The 25,476-nt window shown below is 68.6% G+C and carries 16 protein-coding genes; 6 read left to right on the top strand and 10 right to left on the bottom strand.

The features are described from left to right. Positions 1-360: 360 nt before the first annotated feature. The 3 genes from RCO28_RS31585 to thyX all read right to left on the bottom strand — a co-directional run bounded on the left by RCO28_RS31585 (position 361) and on the right by thyX (position 4,137). On the bottom strand, positions 361-2,046 hold the full coding sequence (locus tag RCO28_RS31585) for a ribonuclease J (protein WP_308944749.1): 1,686 nt from the start codon (positions 2,044-2,046) through the stop codon (positions 361-363). 157 nt (positions 2,047-2,203) lie between these two features. After that, positions 2,204-3,103 carry a 4-hydroxy-tetrahydrodipicolinate synthase gene (gene dapA, locus RCO28_RS31590; protein WP_308944750.1) on the bottom strand — a complete coding sequence of 300 codons (900 nt, stop codon included), beginning with the start codon at positions 3,101-3,103 and terminating at the stop codon, positions 2,204-2,206. A 281-nt stretch (positions 3,104-3,384) separates the two neighbouring features. Then, positions 3,385-4,137, bottom strand: a complete 753-nt coding sequence (gene thyX / locus RCO28_RS31595; protein WP_308944751.1) for an FAD-dependent thymidylate synthase — start codon at positions 4,135-4,137, stop codon at positions 3,385-3,387. Positions 4,138-4,349: 212 nt separating this feature from the next. Here thyX and RCO28_RS31600 point away from each other — a divergent pair, with 212 nt between their 5' ends. Both RCO28_RS31600 and RCO28_RS31605 read left to right on the top strand, forming a co-directional pair. After that, positions 4,350-4,589, top strand: coding sequence for a hypothetical protein (locus RCO28_RS31600; RefSeq protein ID WP_282536615.1), 240 nt, complete (start codon positions 4,350-4,352; stop codon positions 4,587-4,589). Positions 4,590-4,728: 139 nt separating this feature from the next. After that, on the top strand, positions 4,729-5,286 hold the full coding sequence (locus tag RCO28_RS31605; protein ID WP_308944752.1) for a PH domain-containing protein: 558 nt from the start codon (positions 4,729-4,731) through the stop codon (positions 5,284-5,286). Between the two features lie 78 nt (positions 5,287-5,364). Here the strand turns inward: RCO28_RS31605 and RCO28_RS31610 are convergent, their stop codons facing one another. The 6 genes from RCO28_RS31610 to eccD all read right to left on the bottom strand — a co-directional run bounded on the left by RCO28_RS31610 (position 5,365) and on the right by eccD (position 12,633). Continuing rightward, entirely contained in the window at positions 5,365-5,805 is a 441-nt protein-coding gene (locus RCO28_RS31610; protein WP_308944753.1) for a hypothetical protein, read from the bottom strand. A 28-nt stretch (positions 5,806-5,833) separates the two neighbouring features. Beyond that, a complete protein-coding gene (gene dapB / locus RCO28_RS31615) occupies positions 5,834-6,589 on the bottom strand; it encodes a 4-hydroxy-tetrahydrodipicolinate reductase (protein ID WP_308944754.1) in 756 nt (251 codons plus the stop codon). Between the two features lie 47 nt (positions 6,590-6,636). Continuing rightward, a complete protein-coding gene (locus tag RCO28_RS31620) occupies positions 6,637-8,016 on the bottom strand; it encodes a pitrilysin family protein (RefSeq protein WP_308944755.1) in 1,380 nt (459 codons plus the stop codon). Next, positions 8,013-10,241, bottom strand: coding sequence for a polyribonucleotide nucleotidyltransferase (locus tag RCO28_RS31625; RefSeq protein ID WP_308944756.1), 2,229 nt, complete (start codon positions 10,239-10,241; stop codon positions 8,013-8,015). Before RCO28_RS31625 ends, RCO28_RS31620 begins: the two co-directional genes overlap by 4 nt. 391 nt (positions 10,242-10,632) lie before the next feature. Beyond that, positions 10,633-10,920, bottom strand: coding sequence for a 30S ribosomal protein S15 (gene rpsO / locus RCO28_RS31630; protein WP_282516991.1), 288 nt, complete (start codon positions 10,918-10,920; stop codon positions 10,633-10,635). 255 nt (positions 10,921-11,175) lie between these two features. Continuing rightward, positions 11,176-12,633: a type VII secretion integral membrane protein EccD gene (gene eccD, locus RCO28_RS31635; RefSeq protein WP_308944757.1), complete on the bottom strand. Its 1,458-nt coding sequence runs from the start codon at positions 12,631-12,633 to the stop codon at positions 11,176-11,178. A gap of 265 nt (positions 12,634-12,898) precedes the next feature. Here eccD and eccCa point away from each other — a divergent pair, with 265 nt between their 5' ends. Further along, positions 12,899-16,843, top strand: a complete 3,945-nt coding sequence (eccCa, locus tag RCO28_RS31640; RefSeq protein ID WP_308944758.1) for a type VII secretion protein EccCa — start codon at positions 12,899-12,901, stop codon at positions 16,841-16,843. 85 nt (positions 16,844-16,928) lie between these two features. Here eccCa and RCO28_RS31645 read toward each other — a convergent pair whose 3' ends face one another. Further along, on the bottom strand, positions 16,929-18,284 hold the full coding sequence (locus RCO28_RS31645) for an SUKH-4 family immunity protein (RefSeq protein WP_308944759.1): 1,356 nt from the start codon (positions 18,282-18,284) through the stop codon (positions 16,929-16,931). Between the two features lie 210 nt (positions 18,285-18,494). Between RCO28_RS31645 and RCO28_RS31650 the strand changes: the two genes are divergently transcribed. The 3 genes from RCO28_RS31650 to RCO28_RS31660 all read left to right on the top strand — a co-directional run bounded on the left by RCO28_RS31650 (position 18,495) and on the right by RCO28_RS31660 (position 25,449). Next, a complete protein-coding gene (locus RCO28_RS31650) occupies positions 18,495-18,869 on the top strand; it encodes a hypothetical protein (RefSeq protein ID WP_308944760.1) in 375 nt (124 codons plus the stop codon). 211 nt (positions 18,870-19,080) lie between these two features. Next, a complete protein-coding gene (locus RCO28_RS31655; RefSeq protein WP_308944847.1) occupies positions 19,081-23,082 on the top strand; it encodes a toxin glutamine deamidase domain-containing protein in 4,002 nt (1,333 codons plus the stop codon). A gap of 51 nt (positions 23,083-23,133) precedes the next feature. Next, positions 23,134-25,449: an SUKH-4 family immunity protein gene (locus tag RCO28_RS31660; protein ID WP_308944761.1), complete on the top strand. Its 2,316-nt coding sequence runs from the start codon at positions 23,134-23,136 to the stop codon at positions 25,447-25,449. The last annotated feature ends 27 nt before the right edge of the window (positions 25,450-25,476 follow it).

Genomic DNA, 25,476 nt, shown 5'->3' on the forward strand with positions numbered 1-25,476 from the left:
TTCCGGGCCTTTCGGCGGTGTTGACTCTATCAGATCCTTTCGGGCCTGATTCCCAGTCAACTGGGTTTGTCTTTGCGGCTGTTGGGCCGTTCCGACGATCAAACTCTAGTGGATTTCCCTGGCCGTTCAAAATCGGGCCACGAATTCAATTCCAGGCATACCGAAATTGACCCCGTTGGGAGATCTAGCTGAGTTTGATGTGCCAGCCTCCCCCTGAGGGGAGCCGCTCCGCACGCACGAATGCGCCGGTTGCGTTCTGGCGGAGATGTAAACCTACTGGAGCGGGGCGCCCCGATGCAAATCGAGGCGCCCCGCTCCCAGTTGGCGCTGCTCCGAGCCTCAGAGAGGCCGGGCGGAAGGTCAGACCTCCACGACGACCGGCAGGATCATCGGGCGCCGGCGGTAGTTGTCGGAGACCCACTTGCCCAGCGTGCGGCGGATGAGCTGCTGCAGCTGGTGCGGTTCCACGACTCCGTCCTGAGCGGAGCGTTCCAGGGCTTCCCCGATCTTCGGCATGACGGCGCCGAAGGCGTTGTCCTCGATACCCGAGCCGCGTGCCTGGATGTGCGGGCCGCCCGTGATCTTGCCCGTGGTGGAGTCCACGACGACGAAGACCGAGATGATGCCCTCGTCGCCGAGGATGCGGCGGTCCTTGAGGGAGGACTCGGTGACATCGCCGACCGAGAGGCCGTCGACGTAGACGTAACCCGCCTGGACCTTGCCGACGATCTTGGCCTTGCCCTGGACGAGGTCGACGACCACGCCGTCCTCGGCGATCACGATGTTCTGGTGCGGCACACCCGTTAGGGCGCCGAGCTCGGCGTTGGCGCGCAGGTGGCGCCATTCACCGTGGACCGGCATCAGGTTCTTGGGCTTGCAGATGTTGTAGAAGTACAGCAACTCGCCCGCCGACGCGTGGCCGGAGACGTGGACCTTGGCGTTGCCCTTGTGGACCACGTTGGCGCCCCAGCGCGTCAGGCCGTTGATCACGCGGTAGACCGCGTTCTCGTTGCCGGGGATCAGGGACGACGCCAGGATCACGGTGTCGCCCTGGACGATGCGGATCTGGTGGTCCCGGTTGGCCATGCGGGAGAGCGCGGCCATGGGTTCGCCCTGCGAGCCCGTGCACACGAGGACGACTTCGTCGTCCGGCAGGTCGTCGAGGGTCTTGACGTCGACGACCAGGCCCGGCGGGACGCGCAGGTAGCCGAGGTCCCGGGCGATGCCCATGTTGCGGACCATGGAGCGGCCGACGAAGGCGACCCGGCGGCCGTACTCGTGAGCGGCGTCCAGGATCTGCTGGATGCGGTGCACGTGGCTGGCGAAGCTCGCCACGATGATGCGCTTGCGGGCGCTGGCGAAGACCTGTCGTACGACGTTCGAGATGTCGCGCTCGGGCGGTACGAAGCCGGGGACCTCGGCGTTCGTCGAGTCCGAGAGGAGCAGGTCGATGCCCTCCTCGGCGAGACGCGCGAAGGTGTTCAGGTCCGTGAGGCGGCCGTCGAGCGGCAGCTGGTCCATCTTGAAGTCGCCGGTGTGGACCACCATGCCCGCAGGGGTGCGGATGGCGACCGCGAGGGCGTCCGGGATGGAGTGGTTGACCGCCACGAACTCGCAGTCAAAGGGGCCGACCCGCTCGCGGTGCCCCTCCTTGACCTCGAGGGTGTACGGGCGGATGCGGTGCTCCTGGAGCTTCGCCTCGATCAGGGCGAGGGTCAGCTTGGAGCCGATCAGCGGGATGTCCGGCTTCTCGCGGAGGAGGTACGGGACGGCGCCGATGTGGTCCTCGTGACCGTGGGTGAGGACGATGCCCTCGATGTCGTCGAGGCGGTCCCGGATGCTGCTGAAGTCCGGCAGGATCAGGTCGATTCCGGGCTGCTCCTCCTCGGGGAAGAGCACTCCGCAGTCGACGATCAGCAGGCGTCCGCCGTACTCGAACACGGTCATGTTGCGGCCGATCTCGCCGAGGCCGCCGAGCGGGGTGACGCGGAGGCCGCCCTCGGGCAGCTTCGGCGGTGAGCCGAGCTCAGGGTGCGGATGACTCAAAAGACTCTCCTAACCACACGCGCCACGTACCCAGAGGCACGTGGCGCGCATGACATTCGTGCAGGTGCAGATGTTGTCTGCAGTTCTCGTCTGTGCTGTCTGTTTGCGTGTGTGGTGCTTGTTGAGTTGTGCGGTTGTTCAGTTGTGAAGTCTGTTGTCAGAGCTGTACCCCGCCGGCGGCGAGGTCGATCTTGAGCTGGTGAGTTTCCTCGTTCGACAGTTCGACCAGCGGCAGGCGCAGCGGTCCGGCGGGCAGGTTCTGCAGGGTGAGGGCGGCCTTGGTGGTGATGACGCCCTGGGTGCGGAACATGCCCGTGAAGACCGGCAGCAGCTTCTGGTGGATCTCGGTCGCCTTGCGTACGTCGCCCGAGAGGTGCGCGTCGAGCATGGCGCGCAGTTCGGGCGTGACGACGTGGCTGACGACGGAGACGAAGCCGACCGCGCCGACGGAGAGCAGCGGCAGGTTGAGCATGTCGTCGCCGGAGTACCAGGCGAGGCCGGAGCGGGCGATGGCCCAGCTGGCGCGGCCGAGGTCGCCCTTGGCGTCCTTGTTGGCGACGATCCGCGGGTGCTCGGCGAGCGCGACGATCGTCTCGGTGTTGATGGGTACGCCGCTGCGGCCGGGGATGTCGTAGAGCATGACGGGCAGCTCGGTGGCGTCCGCGATCGCGGTGAAGTGCCGGTAGAGGCCTTCCTGCGGCGGCTTGTTGTAGTACGGCGTGACGGTGAGGAGGCCGTGGGCGCCGACCTTCTCGGCGGCGCGGGCCAGTTCGATGCTGTGACGGGTGTCGTTGGTGCCGACTCCGGCGACGACGTGGGCGCGGTCGCCCACCGCCTCCACCACGGCTCGTACGAGCTCGGTTTTCTCCGCGTCGCTGGTGGTCGGGGACTCGCCGGTGGTGCCGTTGACGATCAGGCCGTCGTTGCCTGCGTCCACCAGGTGGGTGGCGAGTCGCTGCGCGCCATCGAGGTCGAGTGCGCCGTCCGCCGCGAAGGGCGTGACCATGGCGGTGAGGACCCTCCCGAAGGGGGTTTGCGGAGTCGAGGTCGGAGCCATGGGTAACACGCTACTCGCTGCTCAGTGCGAGGTCCCCCCTCGGGTGGAGGTGAGGGGCCCGACAACGGGGCCAAATCGAAAGGATCCCGGCACTGCCTGCTCGGGGGTTCAAGCAGTGCCGGGTCCGTTTGATCAGGCTAGATGAACTTCTCGAAATGCCGCAATACGGACACTTCGCACGGCTGACCGTACATCTGTGCCTGCCACCGAAAGCCCCGTGTGTCGCGAACTGCTGAGCCCTGCGGGGCACGCGCCAGCGGTTGCGGATCCCGCGATCGCCGCTATGGGGCCACGCGGCCGTTCTTGTTGAACGCGGCGTAGGTGAGCGGCATGAGCTTGGCCCACTCCTGCTCCATCTTCTCGCCGACCATCTCGATCTCCCGCTGCGGGAAGGACGGCACCTTGGCCAGTTCGTGCTGCGTGCGCAGGCCGAGGAAGTGCATCAGCGAGCGGGCGTTGCACGTCGCGTACATCGAGGAGAAGAGGCCGACCGGCAGGACCGCGCGGGCGACCTCGCGGGCCACTCCCGCGGCGAGCATCTCCTGGTACGACTCGTACGCCTGGCGGTACGTGTCCTCCATGACGCGGCCCGTGAGCTCCTGCTGCCCCTGGGTGCCCTCCACGAAGACGTACTTCCCCGGGCGGCCCTCCTGGACGAGCTTGCGGGACTCGTCCGGGACGTAGAACACCGGCTGGAGCTCCCTGTACCGCCCCGACTCTTCGTTGTACGACCAGCCCACGCGGTGTCGCATGAACTCGCGGAAGACGAAGATGGGGGCGCTGATGAAGAACGTCATCGAGTTGTGCTCGAAGGGGCTGCCGTGGCGGTCCCGCATCAGGTAGTTGATCAGGCCCTTGGAGCGCTCCGGGTCCTTGGTGAGCTCGTCGAGGGACTGCTCGCCCGCGGTGGAGACGCGGGCCGCCCACAGCACGTCGCTGTCGGCGGCGCTGTGCTTCACCAGCTCGACGGTGACATCGCTGCGGAAACTCGGCTTCAGGTCTGCTTCGGGGGTCGCTTCGGGGGTATCGCTCACCGGCGGGGGTCCTTCCAAATCGCACTCGCTCGGGCGGCGCCCACTCTACGGCTCGGCACTGACAGAGGGCCGTTCGGCGGTGCTCTGCAACGTTCTTTGGTGAATTTCCTGATTCAGGGCACCAATGTGACCTTTTGAACGTCTGTCTTGGTAGCAGTGATTCAGTTCGAGACCCGTGTGGTCTCCCGTGACACCAAGGAGCCGAGCCCCTCATGTTCCGTCGGCGCGAGCCCGTTCCGTTCGCCTTCATCGCTGAAGCCGACAAGTTCCGCAGCAACGTCACTCCCCCGCCCCGCGAACGCGCGACGGTCAGTCAGATCATGGGCCGCACACTGATCGGCGCGACGCTGGTCGCCGGCCTCGTGGGCTCCCTGCTCTTCGGGCTGCCCGCGCTCTCCCCGGAGCAGTCACCCGCGTCCACCCAGCAGTCCGAAGCCGCCGACGGACGCTGACGCGCGGTCAGGGGCGCGGCCGTCCGGCCCCGGCGACACGGCACGGCGCGGCCGAACCCCCGAGGGTGGCCGCTCGTCCGCCCTCTGGGTAGCCTCACCGGGCACACAGCCCAACGCGTGCTTCGAGTGAGGAACAGTCGTGCCCCTGCCCTTCCTGACGGCCGACCGCGCTTTTGACGAAGCGGCGGACGACGTCGCGCTCCCGTACGACGACCGCGACACCTGGCGGCGTCCGTACCGGCCAGGCCCGTGGCGCGTCGCCGCGGCGGCGCTGCTCCTGCTCCTCGCCTCGTACGTCCTGTTCGCCGCGGTGATCATCGCCGTCGCCGGGGAGACGCCGGGCGCGATCGCCTGCGGGGCCGGTGCGTTGCTCGTGATCGCCGCTGCGGCCCAGATGCTGCGCGTCGGTGCCTGGGTCAGCGCACGCGGGCTGCGCCAGGTGGGGTTCTTCCGTACACGTACGGTCGCGTGGGCGCAGGTCGTCGCCGTGCGCACGACGCAGCAGCCGGTGCGGTGGCTCGGGCTGCCGCGGACCGTGCAGGGGCAGGCGCTCGTACTCGTCTGCCAGGGCGGCGAGACGCTCGCGGCGCCGCTGCTCACCGACCGGAGCGCCGACTTCCTCTCGCGGCGCGAGGCGTTCGACCGGGCCGCCGACTCGGTCGAGGCGTGGGCGGCCGAGTACCGCCCGGTCGCGTAGCCCCGTAGAACGCCGAAACCCCCGCCCCTGCCCGGAGAACCGGGTCAGGGGCGGGGGTTTCTCACGGCAGGTGCCGGTTCACTTCCCGTCGTGGAGCGTGATCGCCCGCTGCATGGCCTTGCGGGCGCGCGGGGTGTCGCGGGCGTCGTGGTACGCGATCGCCAGGCGGAACCAGCAGCGCCAGTCGTCCGGCGCGTCCTCGGTCTCCGCGCGGCGCTTGGCGAAGACCTCGTCCGCAGATTCACGGTCGATACGGCCGCTCGGCAGGCGCTTGAGCTCGTCGACCGGGAGGCCGCCCTCCGCTTCGAGCTCGGCGGCCAGGGCGTTCGCCTTGCGGGCGAACTGGGTGGTCTTCCAGAGGAACCACACGCCGATCAGCGGCAGTACGAGCACCGCGATCCCGAAGGTGACGGTGACCGCGGTGCCCTCGCGTATCAGCAGCACGCCGCGGCTGCCGACCAGGACGAAGTAGACGACCAGGGCGGCGGCCAGGGCGAAGTACGTGATCTTTGCGCGCATCGAAGAGTCGATTCGGGGGAGGAAGGAGTCAGCTGTCGAGGTCGAGGAAGTGTTCCAGGCCGAAGGTGAGGCCCGGGGTGTCCACGACGCGGCGCACACCGAGCAGGATGCCCGGCATGAAGCTCTTGTGGTGCAGCGAGTCGTGACGGATCGTCAGCGTCTCGCCCTCACCGCCGAGCAGCACCTCCTGGTGGGCGAGCAGTCCGCGAAGCCGCACCGAGTGCACCGGTACGCCGTCGACGTCCGCGCCGCGGGCGCCGTCCAGGGCCGTGGAAGTGGCGTCGGGCTGCGGGGCGCAGCCTGCCTTCTCCCGGGCCTCGGCGATCAGTTGGGCCGTACGGTGCGCGGTGCCGCTCGGGGCGTCCGCCTTGTTCGGGTGGTGCAGCTCGATGACCTCGGCGGACTCGAAGAAGCGGGCCGCCTTCTGCGCGAACTGCATGGTCAGGACCGCGCCGATGGAGAAGTTCGGGGCGATCAGGACACCCGTGGAGGGCTGGGCGTCCAGCCAGCCGCGCAGCTGCGCGAGACGCTCGTCGGTCCAGCCCGTCGTACCGACGACGCCGTGGATGCCGTTCGCGACGCAGTACTCGAGGTTGCCCATCACCGCGTCCGGGTGCGTCAGGTCGACGACGACCTGGGCGCCCACCTCGGCAAGGGTCTCGATCTTGTCGTCGCGGTCGAGGGCGGCGACCAGTTCCAGGTCGTCGGCGGCCTCGACGGACCGGGCCGCCTCCGAGCCGATCCGGCCCTTGGCGCCGAGGACCGCCACGCGCAGCTTGCTCATGTGCTTGATTCCTTACGGGTGTTGAGAGCCGTACGGCCTTACGCGGTTTACGCGACCGCTTCGTGCAGCCGGGCCGCCTGCTTGTCCGTCAGCGGGCCGATGACGGACAGCGAGGGACGCTGTCCCAGGATGTCGCGTGCCACCTCCCGCACCTCGTCCGGGGTGACCGCCGCTATCCGGGCGAGCATGTCGTCCACCGACATGTGGTCGCCCCAGCACAGCTCGCTCTTGCCGATGCGGTTCATGAGCGCCCCGGTGTCCTCCAGGCCGAGCACGGTGGAGCCGGCGAGCTGGCCGATGGCGCGGCCGATCTCGTCGTCGGAGAGGCCGTGTTCGGCGACCTGGTCGAGCTCGTCGCGGCAGATCCTCAGGACGTCGTGCACCTGGCTCGGGCGGCAGCCCGCGTACACCCCGAAGAGGCCGCAGTCGGCATAGCCCGAGGTGTACGAGTACACGCTGTAGGCCAGGCCGCGCTTCTCGCGGACCTCCTGGAACAGGCGGGACGACATGCCGCCGCCCAGTGCCGTGTTGAGGACGCCGAGGGCCCAGCGGCGCTCGTCGGTGCGGGCCAGGCCCGGCATGCCGAGGACCACGTGGGCCTGCTCGGTCTTCCGGTCGACCACGTCGAGTCCGCCGGCCGTCCGGATGGCGCGGCGGCCGTCGCGGGGCGCGATCGGGCTCGCCTCCAGGTCCTTGAGGGCGCCGGCCTTCTCGAAGGCGGCGCGGACCTGGCGTACGACCTTGTTGTGGTCGACGTTGCCCGCGGCCGCGACCACCAGGTGGCGCGGGTCGTAGTGCTTCTTGTAGAAGCGCCGGATACGGGAGGCGTCCAGGCCGTTGACCGTGTCGACGGTGCCGAGGACCGGGCGGCCGAGCGGGGTGTCGCCGAGCATCGTGTGCGCGAACAGGTCGTGCACGCAGTCGCCCGGGTCGTCGTCGGTCATCGCGATCTCTTCGAGGATCACGCCGCGCTCCGCGTCGACGTCCTCCTGCTCGATCAGCGAACCGGTGAGCATGTCGCACACCACGTCGATCGCGAGCGGCAGGTCGGTGTCGAGCACGCGCGCGTAGTAGCAGGTGAACTCCTTCGCCGTGAAGGCGTTCATCTCGCCGCCGACCGCGTCGATCGCGGCGGAGATGTCCAGGGCGGTGCGCTTCTTGGTGCCCTTGAAGAGGAGGTGTTCCAGGTAGTGCGTGGCTCCGTTCAGGGACGGCGTCTCGTCGCGCGATCCGACGTTGGCCCAGATCCCGAAGGTCGCGGAGCGTACGGAGGGCAGGGTCTCGGTGACGACCCGCAGGCCGCCCGGCAGAGTCGTGCGGCGCACGGTGCCGATGCCGTCCTTGCCCTTGAGCAGGGTTTGAGTACGGGCGACGGCCCGCCTCTCCGAGGAGGGGCGGGCCGTCGTCGTGGTGCTACGGGACGTCACTTGGCGGCGTCGTCCTTCGCGTCGTCGGCCTTCTCTTCGCCGTCCTCGCCCTCGACGACGGGGATCAGGGAGAGCTTGCCGCGCGAGTCGATCTCGGCGATCTCGACCTGGACCTTCTGGCCCACACCGAGGACGTCCTCGACGTTCTCCACGCGCTTGCCGCCGGCGAGCTTGCGGATCTGCGAGATGTGCAGCAGACCGTCCTTGCCGGGCAGCAGGGAGACGAACGCACCGAAGGTCGTCGTCTTCACGACGGTGCCCAGGTAGCGCTCGCCGACCTCCGGCATGGTCGGGTTGGCGATGCCGTTGATCGTGGCGCGGGCGGCCTCGGCGGCCGGGCCGTCGGCGGCACCGATGTAGATGGTGCCGTCGTCCTCGATCGTGATGTCGGCGCCGGTGTCCTCCTGGATCTGGTTGATCATCTTGCCCTTCGGGCCGATGACCTCACCGATCTTGTCCACCGGGATCTTGACGGTGATGATGCGCGGCGCGTTCGGGGACATCTCGTCCGGAACGTCGATCGCCTCGGTCATCACGTCGAGGATGTGCAGACGGGCGTCGCGGGCCTGCTTGAGGGCCGCGGCCAGGACGGAGGCGGGGATGCCGTCCAGCTTGGTGTCGAGCTGGAGGGCGGTCACGAACTCCTTCGTACCGGCGACCTTGAAGTCCATGTCACCGAAGGCGTCCTCCGCACCGAGGATGTCGGTGAGGGCGACGTAGTGCGTGTCGCCGTCGATCTCCTGGGAGATCAGACCCATGGCGATACCGGCGACGGCGGCCTTCAGCGGCACACCGGCGTTCAGCAGCGACATGGTGGAGGCGCAGACCGAGCCCATGGACGTCGAGCCGTTGGAGCCGAGAGCCTCGGACACCTGACGGATCGCGTAGGGGAACTCCTCGCGCGTCGGCAGGACCGGCACGATCGCGCGCTCGGCGAGCGCGCCGTGGCCGATCTCGCGGCGCTTCGGGGAGCCGACGCGGCCCGTCTCACCGACGGAGTACGGCGGGAAGTTGTAGTTGTGCATGTACCGCTTGCGGGTCACCGGGGAGAGGGTGTCCAGCTGCTGCTCCATGCGGAGCATGTTCAGCGTGGTGACGCCCAGGATCTGGGTCTCGCCACGCTCGAACAGCGCCGAGCCGTGCACGCGCGGGATGGCCTCGACCTCGGCCGCGAGCGTACGGATGTCGGTCAGGCCACGGCCGTCGATGCGGACCTTGTCCTTGATGATGCGCTCGCGGACCAGCTTCTTGGTCAGCGCGCGGTACGCACCGGAGATCTCCTTCTCGCGGCCCTCGAACTGCGGGAGCAGCTTCTCGGCGGCGATCTCCTTGACGCGGTCGAGCTCGGTCTCGCGCTCCTGCTTGCCGGCGATGGTGAGCGCCTGCGAGAGCTCGGAGCTGACGGCGGCGGTGAGCGCCTCCAGGACGTCGTCCTGGTAGTCGAGGAAGACCGGGAACTCACCGGTCGGCTTGGCGGCCTTCGCGGCGAGCTCCGACTGGGCCTTGCAGAGCGCCTTGATGAAGGGCTTCGCGGCCTCGAGACCGGCGGCGACGATCTCCTCGGTCGGCGCCTGGGCGCCGCCCTTGACGAGCTCGATGGTCTTCTCGGTGGCCTCGGCCTCGACCATCATGATCGCGACGTCGCCGTCCTCCAGGACGCGACCGGCGACCACCATGTCGAAGACGGCGTCCTCGAGCTCGGTGTGCGTCGGGAAGGCGACCCACTGGCCCTTGATCAGGGCGACACGGGTGCCGCCGATCGGGCCGGAGAAGGGCAGGCCGGCCAGCTGCGTGGAGCAGGAGGCGGCGTTGATCGCGACCACGTCGTACAGGTGGTCGGGGTTGAGAGCCATGATCGTCTCGACGATCTGGATCTCGTTGCGCAGGCCCTTCTTGAAGGACGGGCGCAGCGGGCGGTCGATCAGGCGGCAGGTCAGGATCGCGTCCTCGGAGGGGCGGCCCTCGCGACGGAAGAACGAACCGGGGATCTTGCCGGCGGCGTACTGCCGCTCCTCGACGTCCACCGTGAGGGGAAAGAAGTCGAGCTGGTCCTTGGGCTTCTTGGAAGCGGTGGTGGCCGACAGCACCATGGTGTCGTCGTCCAGGTACGCCACGGCGGAGCCGGCGGCCTGCTTGGCCAGGCGGCCCGTCTCGAAGCGGATGGTGCGGGTGCCGAAGGTGCCGTTGTCGATGACGGCCTCGGCGTAGTGGGTCTCGTTCTCCACTAGCGATCTCTCCGTTTGCTTGTCGTTCCGGTGTCGGCGTGACGCCGGAACTGTTCGTCTTTTGTCCGCGTCGCCCGTGTGGCGAGGGGACGGGGGCGGAGCAGCGCCTTGAGTGCGGGCCGGTCTTCGATCGAAGCACCCGGGGGTTGCACTTCGTTTTCCCGGGGGCCACTACCGAGGACCGGCGTCGGCGGAGGTCGCCTCTCCTCGTGCGTATCGTCCTTGTTCTGCGTTGTCCGGTACGGCTGTGCCGCGCGGGACGGTCCGTCACACGTGACGTACGTCTCGTACGGTGTTCCGTGACCAGACTACAAAGCCGTCGTGCTCTGTGCGCACGTACAGCAAAGGGAGCGGCCCCCTAGGCGTGGGAACCGCTCCCTTTCACGGCGTTTTACTTGGCGCCCGCCGCACCGCGGCGGATGCCGAGGCGCTCGACGAGGGCACGGAAGCGCGTGATGTCCTTCTTGGCCAGGTACTGAAGCAGGCGGCGACGCTGGCCGACCAGGATCAGCAGGCCACGACGGGAGTGGTGGTCGTGCTTGTGGGTCTTCAGGTGCTCGGTCAGGTCCGAGATGCGGCGCGAGAGCAGGGCGACCTGGACCTCGGGGGAGCCGGTGTCACCCTCCTTGGTGGCGAACTCGGCCATGATCTGCTTCTTCGTGGCGGTGTCGAGGGACACGCGAACTCCTCATGTGTCTGGTTGCTGCCACCGAGTGCCCCTGGTCTACATCTCAGGGGAGCTTCCGTTACTCGGGAGGCGGGATCCGCTGGGCGCTGTCCCCCAGCGCTTCAGTGCTTCTCAGCTGCTCCGGGGGCGCGTACACAAACGGCCGCTACACAGAGTACCAGTCGGTGCTCGGGCGCTTTACCACGGTGTACGCGAGAGGGGCCCGGGAAGACCCGGGCCCCTCTCGTCCTCTGTACCGGCAGGGCGCTATACCCCTCCGCGCACCTTGGCGTACACGTCGAGCACGGCCAGGCAGAGCGGGATGAGGGAGAGCAGGACCAGCGAGTCCGCGAGGTCGAGCATCCGGCCCCAGAACGGGGAGAGGCCCTTCTGCGGGACGATCAGGGCGATCGCGATCAGGAGCAGCGCACCGGCCACGACGCAGGCGCCGAGCCACAGCGTGCGGATGTCGACCGGACCCGAGTCGCCCTGGGCGAGGTCCTTCAGCATCTCCACCGGCGGCGAGATCGCGAGGCCGAGGATCAGCAGCGCGATGGTGACGACGCCGGAGACCATCAGGCAGGTGACCTGCGCGGTGTAGCGGAAGAGGCGGGCGCGGAGCATCGCGGCGAGGCCGACGACCAGGGCGACGAGCTGGGCCCAGCCGCTGTCGCTGAAGCCGAGGACGGCACCGGCGGAGCCGACGATGACGATGGCGCAGCCGCCGACCATGCCGAGCAGGAGCTCGTGACCGCGGCTGGTCTGGGCGACGATGCGCTGGACGTCGACGGCCTCGAGGTTGCCCTCCTGGCCCTCGCGGCGGGCGCGGGCCAGGTCCTCCGGCGAGCGGAAGCCGATCGGCAGCTTGGCGAACCGGGCGGACCAGCCCGGCAGGAAGCCGATCACGGCGACGGCGACGACGGCGGTGCCGGCGGCGATCTCGCGCGGCTCGGCCTCGGTGAGGATGCCGACGAACGCGGCGAGCGTGCCGATGGCGGCGGCGAGCGCCGCGGCGACGAACGGTGCGTCACCCTGCGGCAGCAGCATGATCAGCACGACGGAGAAGATCAGTACGACCACACAGCCGACCAGGAACTGGAGCTTTCCCGGTCCCTGTCCCGCGTCCTGCGGAAGGACGCCCGATCCGGCGATCAGTGCGTGCGGCAGTGATGCGATGCCGAGTGCGACTGCCGCGCCCCGGTCGTCGTACACCCGGCCGCGCACGCCCGCGAGGGCGGTGAGCGCGATCGCGACGACGCCGGCGACGATGCCCTGCAGTCCGTTCATGTCATGGCGCAGCGGATCCGCGAACCAGAACACGAAGCCGAGCATCGTCAGGAGCAGTACGCCCGAGACGAGACCGGCGACGCGCATGAGGTTGTCGTTCCACCCGCGCAGATCCTGCTTGACCGCCGAAGCGACCGCGTCCACCACGTCGTCGTGGACGGCCGGCGGCAGCGAGTCGGCGAACGGCCGCAGCAGCAGCACCTCGCCGTCGCGGACGCGGTGCTCGAGGAGCGATCGGCTCGCGTCGAGCACGTCGCCGTCGCGGCGTACCAGGTGGTACCCGGCGAGGGCGTTGTCGTCGTGGGCCATGCCCGAGAGCCGTACGATCTCCGGATAGATGTCCTGGATCGGCAGATCCTCGGGCAGCGCCACATCGATACGACTGTCCGGCGCTGCGACGGTGACCCGGCAGAAACCTGTCGATGTGCCCGTGCTCACCTGGTAGTTCCCCCTGTATACAAGGCCCTGACTTACGTCTTTACGCCGCGCGTACAACGGCGGAGCGCCACCCTACCCTCAGGTCTGGGGGGCTCCGGCGCCACCTCCCTCATTTCTCCTCGCACTCTTGCCGCATCTCCACCCCTCCTGGATGCCTGAGTGTCGGAGCTTGACAGTAGGATCGGCGCCTACGACGGGAAGCCGTCGCCGCTCAACGGGGGGCGTCGGTGCATGGACGTATCAATTACGAAGGATGAGTGCATCGGTGAGCGTCGTCATCATCAAACGGCAGCCGCGGATTCAGCCGCCTGCCGTCCCGGAGGGGGAGGTCAAGCTCGAGTCACCGCCCGAAATTCCTCGGGAGGGCGACGACAGTGTGCTGATGAACCTGCTGCCGATGTTCGGCATGTTGGGTTCCGTCGGCTTCTTCTTCATGCCGAACCTGCCGTCGTACATGCGCGTGGTGGGCGGTCTCATGCTCGCCTCGACGCTTGCGATGGCCATCGCGCAGTTCGCCAAGTCCCGGCAGGGCGGCGGCGCCGGGATGGCGCAGGACCGGCGTGACTACTTCCGGTATCTCGAGCAGGTCCGCAAGGACGTGCACAAGACCGCCGAACTCCAGCGCCGTACACAGCTGTTCCAGCACCCGGACGCGGACCAGCTCTGGGCCGTGGCCGCGGACGGCAAGCGGCTGTGGGAACGCCGGCCGACGGACAACGACTTCGCGTCGGTCCGTATGGGCCTGGGCAGCCAGCAGTTGAACACTCCGCTGGTCGCGCCGGAGACAGCGCCCAAGGAAGAGCTCGAGCCGCTGACGGCAGCGGCGATGAAGGCCTTCCTCGACGCGCACGGCTCGATCGCCGACCTGCCGGTCGCGGTCTCGCTGCGCGCCTTCTACCACCTGGCGCTCTGCGGCGACACGGACACGGTGTACGCCAACGCGCGTGCGGCGATCGCCCAGTTGACCACGCTGCACTCCCCCGAGGACCTGCTCGTCGCCGTGGTGGCGCACCCCTCGGCGGCGGCGGACTGGGACTGGATCAAGTGGCTGCCGCACGCCCAGCACCCGAAGTCGAAGGACGGCGCGGGCTCGGCCCGGCTGCTCTTCGACGACCTCGGCGAGCTGGAGGAGGCGCTCGAGGACCAGCTGGGCGACCGCCCGCGCTGGAACCGTGACGCGAACCCGGTGTACGACCAGCCGCATCTGCTTGTCGTCCTCGACGGCGGCACCGTCCCGCCCGACTCCGAACTCGCGGGCGCCGAGGGCCTCCAGGGCGTGACCTTCCTGGAGATCGCCCCCGGTGAGCTGGAGGACGAGCTGCGCGGCGGTCTGACGGCGTACCTGAAGCCGGAGAAGCTGCAGCTGTTCGTCGGCCACGAGTCGGCGTACAGCGGCACGCCCGACGCCCTGAGCCTGGAGCAGGCCGAGGCGCTCGCCCGGCAGCTGGCGGCGTACCGCGTCGGCAGCGCCGAGGAGGGCGAACCGCTCCTCGCCAACCTGGACTTCACCGACCTCATGGGCATCGGCGACGCCGGTTCGGTGGACGTCTCGCGCACCTGGCGGCCGCGCACGCAGCACGAGCGGCTGCGCGTGCCGATCGGTGTCGGCCAGGCCGGTGAGCCGGTCATGCTCGACCTCAAGGAGGCGGCGCAGGAAGGCATGGGCCCGCACGGCCTGTGCGTCGGCGCCACCGGTTCCGGTAAGTCCGAGGTGCTGCGCACGCTGGTGCTCGGCCTGTCGGTGACGCACTCCTCGGAGACGCTGAACTTCATCCTCGCGGACTTCAAGGGTGGTGCGACCTTCGCCGGCATGGCGGACATGCCGCACACCGCGGCCGTCATCACCAACCTCGCCGACGACCTCACGCTCATCGACCGCATGCGCGACTCGATCACCGGTGAGATGCAGCGCCGCCAGGAGCTGCTGCGTACGGCGGGCAACTTCGCCAACCTCACGGACTACGAGAAGGCGCGCGCCGCCGGTGCCGCCCTCGAACCGATGCCGTCCCTTGTCATCGTGCTCGACGAGTTCTCCGAACTCCTCACCGCGAAGCCGGACTTCATCGACATGTTCATCCAGATCGGTCGTATCGGCCGATCCCTGGGTGTGCACCTGCTGCTCGCCTCGCAGCGCCTGGAAGAGGGCAAGCTGCGCGGTCTGGACACGTACCTCTCGTACCGCATCGGTCTGCGGACGTTCTCCGCGGCCGAGTCGCGTACGGCGATCGGTGTGCCGGACGCGTACCACCTGCCGTCGATCCCGGGTTCGGGTTATCTGCGGTACGACACCGACACCATGGTGCGTTTCAAGGCGGCCTACGTGTCCGGTCCGTACCACGGCGAGGGCCCCTCGCGCGTGCACCGTTCGACGCAGCTGCGGCCCGCGGTGTTCAAGGCCGGGCACGTGGAGCTGCCGCCGCAGCCGGTGATCGAGGAGCCGGAGCAGGACAACCGCGTCGACGACGCCCTCGCGGACACCGTGCTCGACGTGATCGTCAGCAAGATGGTCGGCCAGGGCCCGCCGGCGCACCAGGTGTGGCTGCCGCCGCTGGAGGAGGCGCCCTCTCTGGAGCAGCTGCTTCCGGCTCTGGCGATCACGCCGGAACGCGGCCTGACCGCACCGGAGTACACGGCGCTCGGCCGGCTCAATGTCCCGGTCGGCCTCGTCGACAAGCCCTTCGAGCAGCGCCGCGACGTCCTGTACCGGGACTTCTCCGGTGGTTCCGGTCACGGTCTGTTCGTGGGTGGTCCGCAGTCTGGAAAGTCGACGCTGCTGCGCTCGATGATCACCTCGTTCGCGCTCACCCACACGCCCAGCGAAGTGCAGTTCTACTGCCTGGACTTCGGTGGTGGTGGTCTCATCGCGATGGAGGACCTGGTCCACGTCGGCGGTGTCGCGAACCGGCTCGACGCCGAGAAGGTGCGGCGTACGGTCAGCGAGGTGGAGGGCATCCTCAACGCGCGCGAGGAGTACTTCCGCGCGAACAACGTCGACTCGATCCAGACCTACCGGCAGCGCCGGGCCTCGGGCCAGCTGCCCGACCAGCTCTGGGGTGACGTCTTCCTGGTCGTCGACGGCTGGGGGACGTTCAAGACGGACTACGAAGGCCTCGAGGCGTCCATCACCGACATGGCGATGCGCGGTCTCGGCTTCGGTGTCCACGTGATCATCACGGCGAGCCGGTACACCGAGGTGCGGCCCGCGCTCAAGGACATGCTGCAGAACCGCATCGAGCTGCGACTCGGTGACCCCACCGAGTCGGAGATCGACCGCAAGGTCGCGCAGAACGTCCCTGCGGCCGTGCCCGGCCGTGGTCTGAGCACGGACAAGCTGCACTTCATGACGGCGCTGCCGCGCGTGGACGGTTCCTCGGAGACCGAGGATCTCGCGGACGCCACCTCCGTGGTGATCAACGCGATCAACGAGAACTGGCAGGGCGCCCCGGCCCCCGCGGTGCGGCTCCTGCCGCGCCAGCTGGACGCGGACCGTCTGCCCAAGGGCTTCGAGCACCCGGAGCGCGGTATCGCCTTCGGTATCGACGAGTCCCAGCTCGCCCCGGTCTTCGTGGACTTCGAGAGCGACCCGCACTTCGTCATCTTCGGCGAGAGCGAGTCCGGCAAGTCCGCGCTCATCCGGCTGCTCATCAAGCAGATCTGCGAGCGGTACCCAGCGGACAAGGCGAAGATCGTCATCGGTGACTACCGCCGTGCGCACCTGGAGGGCGTCCCCGAGTCGCACCTCTCGCGCTACTGCGCCTCGGCGCCGGCCCTCACGGAGACCCTGGAGGGTCTGGCGGGCTCGCTCAGCCGCCGTATGCCGGGTCCGGACGTCACGCCCGAGCAGCTGCGCAACCGCAGTTGGTACAGCAGCCCGGACGCGTTCGTCATCATCGACGACTACGACCTGGTGGCCACGGGCATGAACCCGCTCCAGCCGCTGCTCGAGTACCTGCCGTTCGCGCGGGACGTGGGTCTGCGCGTGATCATCGCGCGCCAGTCCGGCGGTGCCAGCCGCTCCCTGTACGAGCCGGTGATGCAGCGCATCCGTGAGCTCGGCGCGCAGGGTGTGGTCCTGTCCGGTGACCGTGTCGAGGGCCAGCTCCTCGGCAACATCACGCCGACCCAACTCCCGCCCGGCCGTGGCTTCTTCCACACGCGCCGCCGTGGTGGGCAGATGATCCAGACGGGCTGGCTGCCGTCTCGGTTCTGAGGTTGGTTCGTACGACGCCGAAGGGGCGGCACCCGTTGTGGGTGCCGCCCCTTCGGGGTTTTCGGTGACCTGTACCGACTTGGGCTCAGAAAAGGCCGTGCCACATCTGATCGACCACCGTCGCCCACCAGTTGTCGGGGTCCAGGGCGCGCGAGTCGATCGCGGCCAGCCTGGTCTGGAACTCCTCGACAGCTGCGCCGGCCTGGTGGGGGTCCATGCCCACCATGCCGTTGCGGGTGGCGACGAGCAGGGCGAGGCAGCGTACGAACGCGTTCAGGGAGGTGTTGACCAGGCGGCCGGAGCCGGACTTCGGGCTCGCCGCCCAGACCAGTCCCCGCCAGTCGTCAGCGCCCGCGCACTGCACGGTGATCTCGGCCCAGCCGTCGGTGCCTATCCGTACGTGCCCGGCGAGTGTGGCGAGTACGGGCTCGGGCAACTGGGCGCCGTGGTCGCGGAGATGGCTCGCGGCGTCCTGCACCGGGTCGGTCTCCTTGGGCGCGCCGAAGAAGAACGGGACGTCGGCCGGCAGCCCGGCCACCAGGAGGGTGCTCCGCGCGGACCCCGGCAGGTCGAGCCCGGCGAGCTCCTCCGGCGCGAACCGGCGTACGCCGCCCGCGTCGTGGAAGAGCTTGTCGAGATGCAGCCCGAGGGCCTGGTCGGCGACGGGCGCCGCGGGCCTGACGTACGAGGGCAGCGGAGTGCGGTGCGGGCGGGGCGGCGGCTCGTGGCCGGTGATGGCGTACAGCGACTCGACGTGCTCGACGAGTTGGGCGGCGCCGTCGTTCCGCTCCTGGGCGAACAGCCCGTACTCGTGCGTCGAGGAGAACTCGGCGTTCGGCAGCGCGCCGGACAGCAGCAGCTCGCCGGTGTAACCGCCGGGCAGGAGGCCGGGGTTGAGGTCGGTGTGGACGGCGGTGACGTTCTGCGGAGGAATGTTGAGGCGCAGCAGCTCGGCGTAGCAACGCGTCTCGGCGGGGGCGAGTCCGGGGCCCGAGGTGCGCAGCAGCGAGGTCTCCTCGCCTGTGGCCGGGTCGACGTACGTGAACACGGCGGTGTTGCCGGGCCCGGTGACGGGGCGCTCGCGCGGGGGCGGGGCGGGCTGCGGGGCGGGTGGAGCGTCGGGCTCCGGTTGCTCCGGCTCGGGGGCGTGCTTCTCCTCGTAGAGGCGGGCGACGTCCTCCACGGGGAGGGCGGGCCAGGTGGAGAGTTCGCCGGTGCGGCGGTCCACGACGGCGGTGGCCGCGTCGACCTCGGCGGGCGGGCGCCGCTCCCCGGTCTCCGGGTCCCGTTCCTCGGGCGGCGGCGCGGCCCAGACGACCCAGCCGAGGGAGAACTCGTGCATACGGACCTCGCGGCGCCGCCCGGTGGCTGCGTCGCCGTTGAGCCAGCCGTCGGCCGCGGCGCGGGCTTGCTCCTTCGTGGTCTCGGGGGGCGGGGGCACGCGGGGGCTCCTTGGGGGCGGGTCGGTCCGTGGAAGGCATACCGAGCGACGGCGGCACATCGAGCCGCGTCCTTCCATCCCACGGACGTAAGGCTGTTGTGACACTTCGGTGTCAACTGAAGGTTGACCTTAATGGACCGGTGGGACCGGCCGTAGGCGGGCGATACTCTGATGCTGAAGAGTCGAACATGAGTCATGGGGGAGGCAGTTGTGACCGGATTTCGCGCCGAAGCGAAGATCCTCAAGGACGAGGGCTTCGCAATGTTCGAGGTGGCCCAGGACTTCGCCAAGGCGGTGAAGGCGCTCCAGACCGATCTCACCGCCAAGGAGAAGGGCGATACGCCTCCTTGGGGCGACGACGACATGGGCGAGAAGTTCGGCGTCGTCTACGAGGGCCTGCGGGACGGCATGTTCGAGGCCATGGGCAGCCTCGCCGAGCGGCTCGGCGGCATGGGCGTGAAGTTGGGCGAGATGGGCGTGCGGCACGAGAAGGGCGAGCTCGCCGAGGACGAGTTCTACGCGAAGCTCACGTCGGAGCACGAAGCCGAGAGTGGAGTGAAGACCCAGTGGACGCCCCGCGTGTGAAGCCAGCCCTCTCTGTGTTGCGTTGGTCCGATGTTCGCGTGGCGGGTTGCAGCAGCGCTGTGACAATCAAGTCCGCTGCTACCACTGGTTATTGAGTAAGCTTTGGGCTCTGCCGTACTGCCTGTGACCTCCCCTCCTGCCGAAGGGGGCGAGCCTCCGTCTCAAGGACCGTACGGCCGTTGCTTAACGGGGGTGCTGCGACGTGTCGATCATGCTGCCGGACGAGCTCGAGTGGATCCTCGAGATGCTCGGCTTCCACTGGCCCACTGCAGACGAGGACAAGCTCGTCGAGTGCGCCGAGATCTGGGAGAAGTTCGCTGCCGACGTCGTGGACATTCAGGTCCGGGCGAACACCAGCGCACAGGTCGTACTGAACAACAACGCCGGCGACTCGATCGACAAGTTCAAGAAGAGCTACGACAAGTTCTCCAACGGCGGCGACGGCTACCTCCAGAACGCCTCGCAGGCGGCCAACAACATCGCGACGGCGCTTCGTGGTGCAGCCATGCTCGTCGTCATATGCAAGATGGCGGTCATAGTCCAGCTGATTGCTCTGGCGGCGCAGATCATCGCCGCCGCAGCCGCATCAGTCGTCACCTTCGGTCTCTCCAACATCGCCAGCCTGGCCGCGACCGCCATCACCCGTGAGGTCGTGCGGCGGCTGCTCAAAGAGTTGGCGAAGGCGTTGCTCGAGGCCGCCATCGAGTGCATGAAGGAGCCAGCCGTCTCCGCGATCGAGGCCATGGTCACGGACTTGGTACGGCAGTCCGTGAACGTCGGCTTCGGCGCCCAGGAGGGCCTCAACCTCGGCGAGACCGTCAAGGCAGGCAAGGACGCCGGCTGGGAGGCGATCCGGCAGACGCCGCAGACCTTCGGGGAGAGCCTCCGGGACAGCCTGGGCAGCAAGGCCGGCGGCGCGGTACGCAACGGGGCGTCCACCCACGGCAATGACGCCCTGAGCAACATGGCCAACGGGAACGGACTCAGATTCTCGGATTCGGGTGGATCGGATTCCTCGGGTTCGGACTCGTCCTCGTCCAACTCCTCGGACTCGAGTTCGTCGTCCGACTCCAGTTCATCGAGCTCGTCGAACTCGTCGAACTCGTCGTCGGATTCCAACTCCTCCTCGAATACGTCGAACTCCAACTCTTCCACCAACTCCGGTCCGAGCGTGAGCAGTACCGTTTCGGCAGACATCGGAGCCGACGCCCCCTCGGCACCGTCGGTCGGCGACGGGCCGAGCACCGACTCCGGCGGCAACAACGACTCGGGGCCGACCAGCACCCCCACGCCCACACCACGCGGGGACGGTCCGTCACTCCCGGACTTCGACGGGCCATCGACCAGCACGCCTTCTCCGAGCACCGGGGACGGAGGCAGCCCTTCACCGAGCAACACCGGCAGCAGTACGCCGAGCGGTGGCAACAGCAATTCCGGCCCGGGGGGCATCTCGTCGCCCACTCCGCAGTCGGCTCCTACGCCCTCGTCCTCCAGTGACAACGGGCCTTCGCCGAGCAACGGTGGTGTCGGCACTCAGATCGACAACCTCGCCGCGACCGCGCCGACTCAGACCAACTCCTCTCCCCCGCCTACGTCTTCGGAGCCTTCGAACTCCGCTCCCCGCAATGACGGCGGGGCCATGCCCACCTCGCCGAACTCACCGTCGGCAGGAGACTCGGGCGGGCGCACATCCTCGAACACGGGTGGATCCCCCTCCAACAGCGGTGGTACGCCGTCCAGCCCGAACGCATCATCCTCGGCGCCACCCCGTAACAACCCCTCGTCCCCACCCAGTTCCAACCCGTCGGCGGGCGGGCCGCCCTCGTCGCCGAATCCTTCCTCCTCGGGCCCGGCCTCGACTCCCCGTACGACGCCGAGCGACAACAACTCGGGCACGCCCGGCGGTCGGCCGTCGGTTCCGCACCAGGGCTCGCCGTCCAACGCCGCGCCCCCTACGTCGACTCCGTCGCACACGCCCGGGGCCAACCAGCCCGGTCAGCAGTCACCTGGCAATACGCCGAACAACCCGGGGGCGAACAACCCGGGCACGCCCAACAACCCGGCCACACCGCAGAACCCGCAGCAGCAGTCACCGGCCAACACCCCGCAGCAACAACCGCAACAGCAGCCGACTCCGGTCCCCGTCCACACCGTGACGGCGACACCGTCGCCCACCCCGCAGCCGACGCCGGACAACACGAGCCAGCAGCCGGGCCCGAACAACAACGACGCCGGCCCGCACAACAAGGACGACGACTCCAAGTCCGAGCCCACGCCTGCCTCCTCGACCCGCGACAACACCCCGCCCGGCGGTGTCAACGACCCCTCGCGCACCGAGCAGAACGCCCTCGAGAACTCCGTCCCGCGCGACGAGAACGGCGACCCGACACGTCCGCCGAACCCGAACGACGGCAACTGGGTCGAGCGCATCAACGGCGACGGCAGAGACGCCCCGGGCCGCAACAACAACTGTGTCGACACGGCCCTGTCCACGGTCGACACGTACGCGGGCAACCCGACCGCGGCCGGCGCCCGCACACCGGACCCGGACGCCGACGGCAACCCGTCCGACCGCGGCGAGCGCGGCGGCCGCGACCGCATCGAGAACACCCTCGGCGCCCGCTTCAACGACATGGGCAACGGGCGGGACGCGTACAACCGCCTGGAGAACACCCTCCGCAACAGCGGCCACGGCTCCCAGGCCGTGATCATCACCCAGGACGCCAACGGCCGCGCCCACGCCTGGAACGCCGTCAACCACAACGGCAAGATCACCTACATCGACGCCCAGACGGGCCAGCGCAGCCCGCACCCGCTGCACAGCGGGAAGAACGGCGTCTTCGCCATTCCGCTGGACTCGGATCGGCGGCCGGTGACGGCGGGGGGTGACACGCGGGGCAACAACTCCGGCCAGCAGCAGCGCACTTCGAACACGCCGACGGGTCGCGCGGACCGCACGCCCGCGAACGAACCCGCAGGAACGGACCGGCGCGCGCCGGACGAGCCGGCCGGTGCGGACAAGAAGGATGAGTCAAAGGACAGCTCCGAGGGCACCCCGGAGCGCCCGCGCGGCAGTGCCCCGTACGACACCGCGCAGAAGCCGGACGACACGCACTACGGCATGCTCCCTCAGCCCTCACAGGCACACCTTCGGGAGACCAACGACGTCTTCCAAACCGACCTGAGGCCCGTCTACGAAGGCCTGAACAACTGGAGCCAGTCCGGTGAACTGAGGTCACTGCTCCGCGACGGCCTCGCCGCTGAACAGGGCGGCATACGCAAGGAGACGTTGGAGAACGCCCTCACTGGTTTCCGCGACATGACCGAGGGCCAGCAGGGCGCGGTCGTCGCTGCTCTTGCGCGGATGGACCTCGCCTTCCACGCGACCAGCGCGGTGGGGACTGCGCTCGACCCCACCGTGACCAACTCGAACTCAGCGGAGAACTTCGAGCGGGCGCCGGCCGCCCCTGAGGTAATGGAGCGGTCCGCGGAGAAACGGAAGGCCCTCCAGAAACTGATGGAAGCGGCAGGCATAAATTCGGTCGGCCTGCAGTATCACAGCACGCGGCCGCTTCCCAGCCGTGCGGCCTTGGCTGAGGCGATCCACGAGCGCGTATCGAAGTCCGGTCAGGACCTCTCTGAGGACGAGATATCACAGCGAGTGCGGGATGAAATTACCTATCTCGAGGAGCATAGATTCGACAAATCTCGCAGGAATACAGCGGTGGTCGAAGTGCGCGACCCTGAGAACAACGGCGAAGTGCGTTACGTAATAGACAGCTCGATCCCCATGAATGTCGAATTTGGTGGCGGCGTCCACTCCGAGCCCCACGCCATGCGCTGGATTCAAGAGGTCAATGAGCATCGTGCGGCAATGGGCCTGCAACCGTACGATCCGATCAGCCTTTACACCGAGCGTGAGCCCTGCGGCCCCGTCCAGGGCAGGGACTGCTCCGACTACCTGAGCAACAAGGTCGAGGACGGCCAGGACGAGAGCAATTTGAGTGAGGGCGAGAAGAAAAATCGCCTTCGCATTCACTATGGGGTCGGGTTCACTGGCAGGAGCGAGGTCGATCCAGAGTTCCTGAAGGAACATGGAATCGTCGAGAACAAGGCGAAGCAGGATGCCCACAATAAAGTCAAGGCCGATTACATATCGTACGTGGGCCGCTTGGAGCGCATGTGGTTGAATAATGCGAAGACTGGGGCCTGACCACAGTCTTCCCCAGGCGGCAATTCTCCAGCTTGTTGAAAGGAACGTCCATTGCCCGACATCCGCACCGAGGACTGGGCGCTGGTAGAGGCATGGCACCAACTGCCCACAAAGCGGCGTCAGGTTCTCACGATCAGTGGGCCGCCGGGATCCGGGAAGACGGCGTTCCTGGAGGCGGTACGGGACCGGCTGCCCGGATCGGTGGTGATCGACTGCACCGGGCTGAGCGCCGACGAGGTCCTCCTGCGTATGAGGAAGGCGGCCCGGTCGGCGCCGGAGGGTGAGCCCGTGGTGCTGTTGCTCGCCAATGCGCAGTACGCGGGTGAGTCGGTGACGTCGACCGAGCCTGCGCGGGTCGTGTACCCGGTGGCCTGGGGGTTGCGTAGGTCGCTCGGCCGTGAGGCGCGGGTCGCGGTCGAGCGGGATCCGGCGCGCATGCCCCTGCCGGAACCGCCTCTTAAGCGGGACTCCGCGCCAGAGCGCCGCTACTCCCCCGGCCCCGACGACTTCGACATCACATTGTCGGCGGACTCTCTCGACGGCGCTGACGCCGGGGGCGGGACGGTCGATCCGAGGTTGAGCGCGCTCGCGGCGGCCGAGCAGCGCACGGTGCCAGTGGAGGTCTGGCGAATCCTGTGTACGGCGGCCGGTGTCGACGCCACCGAGGCGGAGCTCGTGGCCCTTGCAGAGGGCCGGCCTGACGTTGTCGTCTCCGGTTCGGGCGACGCCCTCGCGGTGGGATTCCGGGACGACTCCGTCCTGCACAGTCTGGGTCGACTCGCGCCCTGGGGACCCACCGAGCAGATGTACGCCGTGAACGGTCTGCTCGCGGCCGCCCGTGCCCTGCCCCGTGGTACGTGGAGCGAGCTCGGTCCGGTCGGCGCGTACGTGGCACATACGCTCCCCGTGCACGCGGCTCTGGCCGGTGACCTGTCCCCGGTGGTGGACGACGGCCGTGTCCTCGCCCAGTGTGCGCGTTCCGATCTGCACACGGCACTGGCGGTCCTGTATCCGGACGGTGTCCCGTACGCCAGTGTCCCCGCGTCGGTCCGCTACCTCGAATACCAGGGAATCGAGCCGAACTCCCAAGGGGAGTGGGTGGCTTGGCTGCACCACTCCGCCGTCACCGAGGGACGCACCGAACTGGCCGCACAGCTCCTCGACTCCGACGTCCCCCTGCCCTGGCGAACCGAATGGTCCCGGCTCCGCCCCATGGGCATCTTCACCATGAACCAGGAAATTCCGGGACGCGTGGAGGCCCTCGGCGTACGCAGGCCCGAGGATGCCCGGGGCGGTGGATCGATCGTCACCGCGACCGGCACCCGGACGGACTTCCACTCCTCGCTCCAGTCGTACCGGGAGCAGGACTGGGACCTCGAAACGGGGGTTCCGCTCGACGCACCCCAGACGGTGGAACATGAACTGGACGAGGCGAGTTGGCCCTGCTTCAGCGCCGAAAATCCACCGCTGGACGGTTCCGCGGTCTTCGCCCGCAACACCGATGACGGCTGGGAAGGGGTGGCATCCGGCGTGGGGGCGCTCCCGCCACGCTGCCCCGAGTCCGTCACCCATGGCGTACGTCTCGACAGCGACCCCGGCCTGTGGGTTCTCTCCGGCACCACCGGGCTCTTCGCCGTCCGCGTCTTGGATGGCGGGGCGTCACGGTCGGCGGCGCCCTTCTCCGGCAGGAGCGAAGAGCAGCTGCATACGTCGGCCGCTCCCTGGCCGCTGCCCGAACGTGCCGCCGCGGCACTCCGAGGGGAGGGGCTGCGCGCCTGGCTCGAAGAAACCTTCGGCACCGGCTCCTGCAGCCCGCTGTCCCCGGACCAGCTTCCCCAGGGCCTGACCTCCCCGGAAGCCCGTCGGTTTCTCACCGACACCGGGCTTCCCGCCGTCCACGACCTGATTCACCTGCAGGTCCTCCCGCCCACTCACAGCTGGTTCCTCACCGAGGTTCCCTGGCCCGGCACGGGCTCCGAGCTGCCCTGGGGCGAGCAGGCACATGCCGAGGCGCCTACCGGTGGACCGTTCTACGTGATCGGCGGCTGGATGTACTCCCGACTACTCCTCGACGGCACCACCGGACAGCTGTGGCGGGACACCACCGGTGGTGTGCACGAACCGGTTGCCGGGAGCAGCCTCGTCCGGTTCTTCGCCATGGTGCGGCTGTTCGACGAGTTCCGGCGCATCCACTTCCCCAATCAGACCGATCACCTGGACGCGATGGCCGCGCTCACAGCGTGGTGCTGGCAGATCGACGCCGAAGCGGCCAGCCGTGAAGCCTGGAGCAACGCCCTGGAGCCGTTCATCGAATTCGAGGACAACACCTGGAAGTTCGCCGTCCACGACGCGGGTGCTGAGTATTGAGTTCCGGGCCGGCCGACCATCCGTCCG

The organism is Streptomyces sp. LHD-70 (assembly GCF_031157275.1).
Lineage (GTDB): Bacteria > Actinomycetota > Actinomycetes > Streptomycetales > Streptomycetaceae > Streptomyces.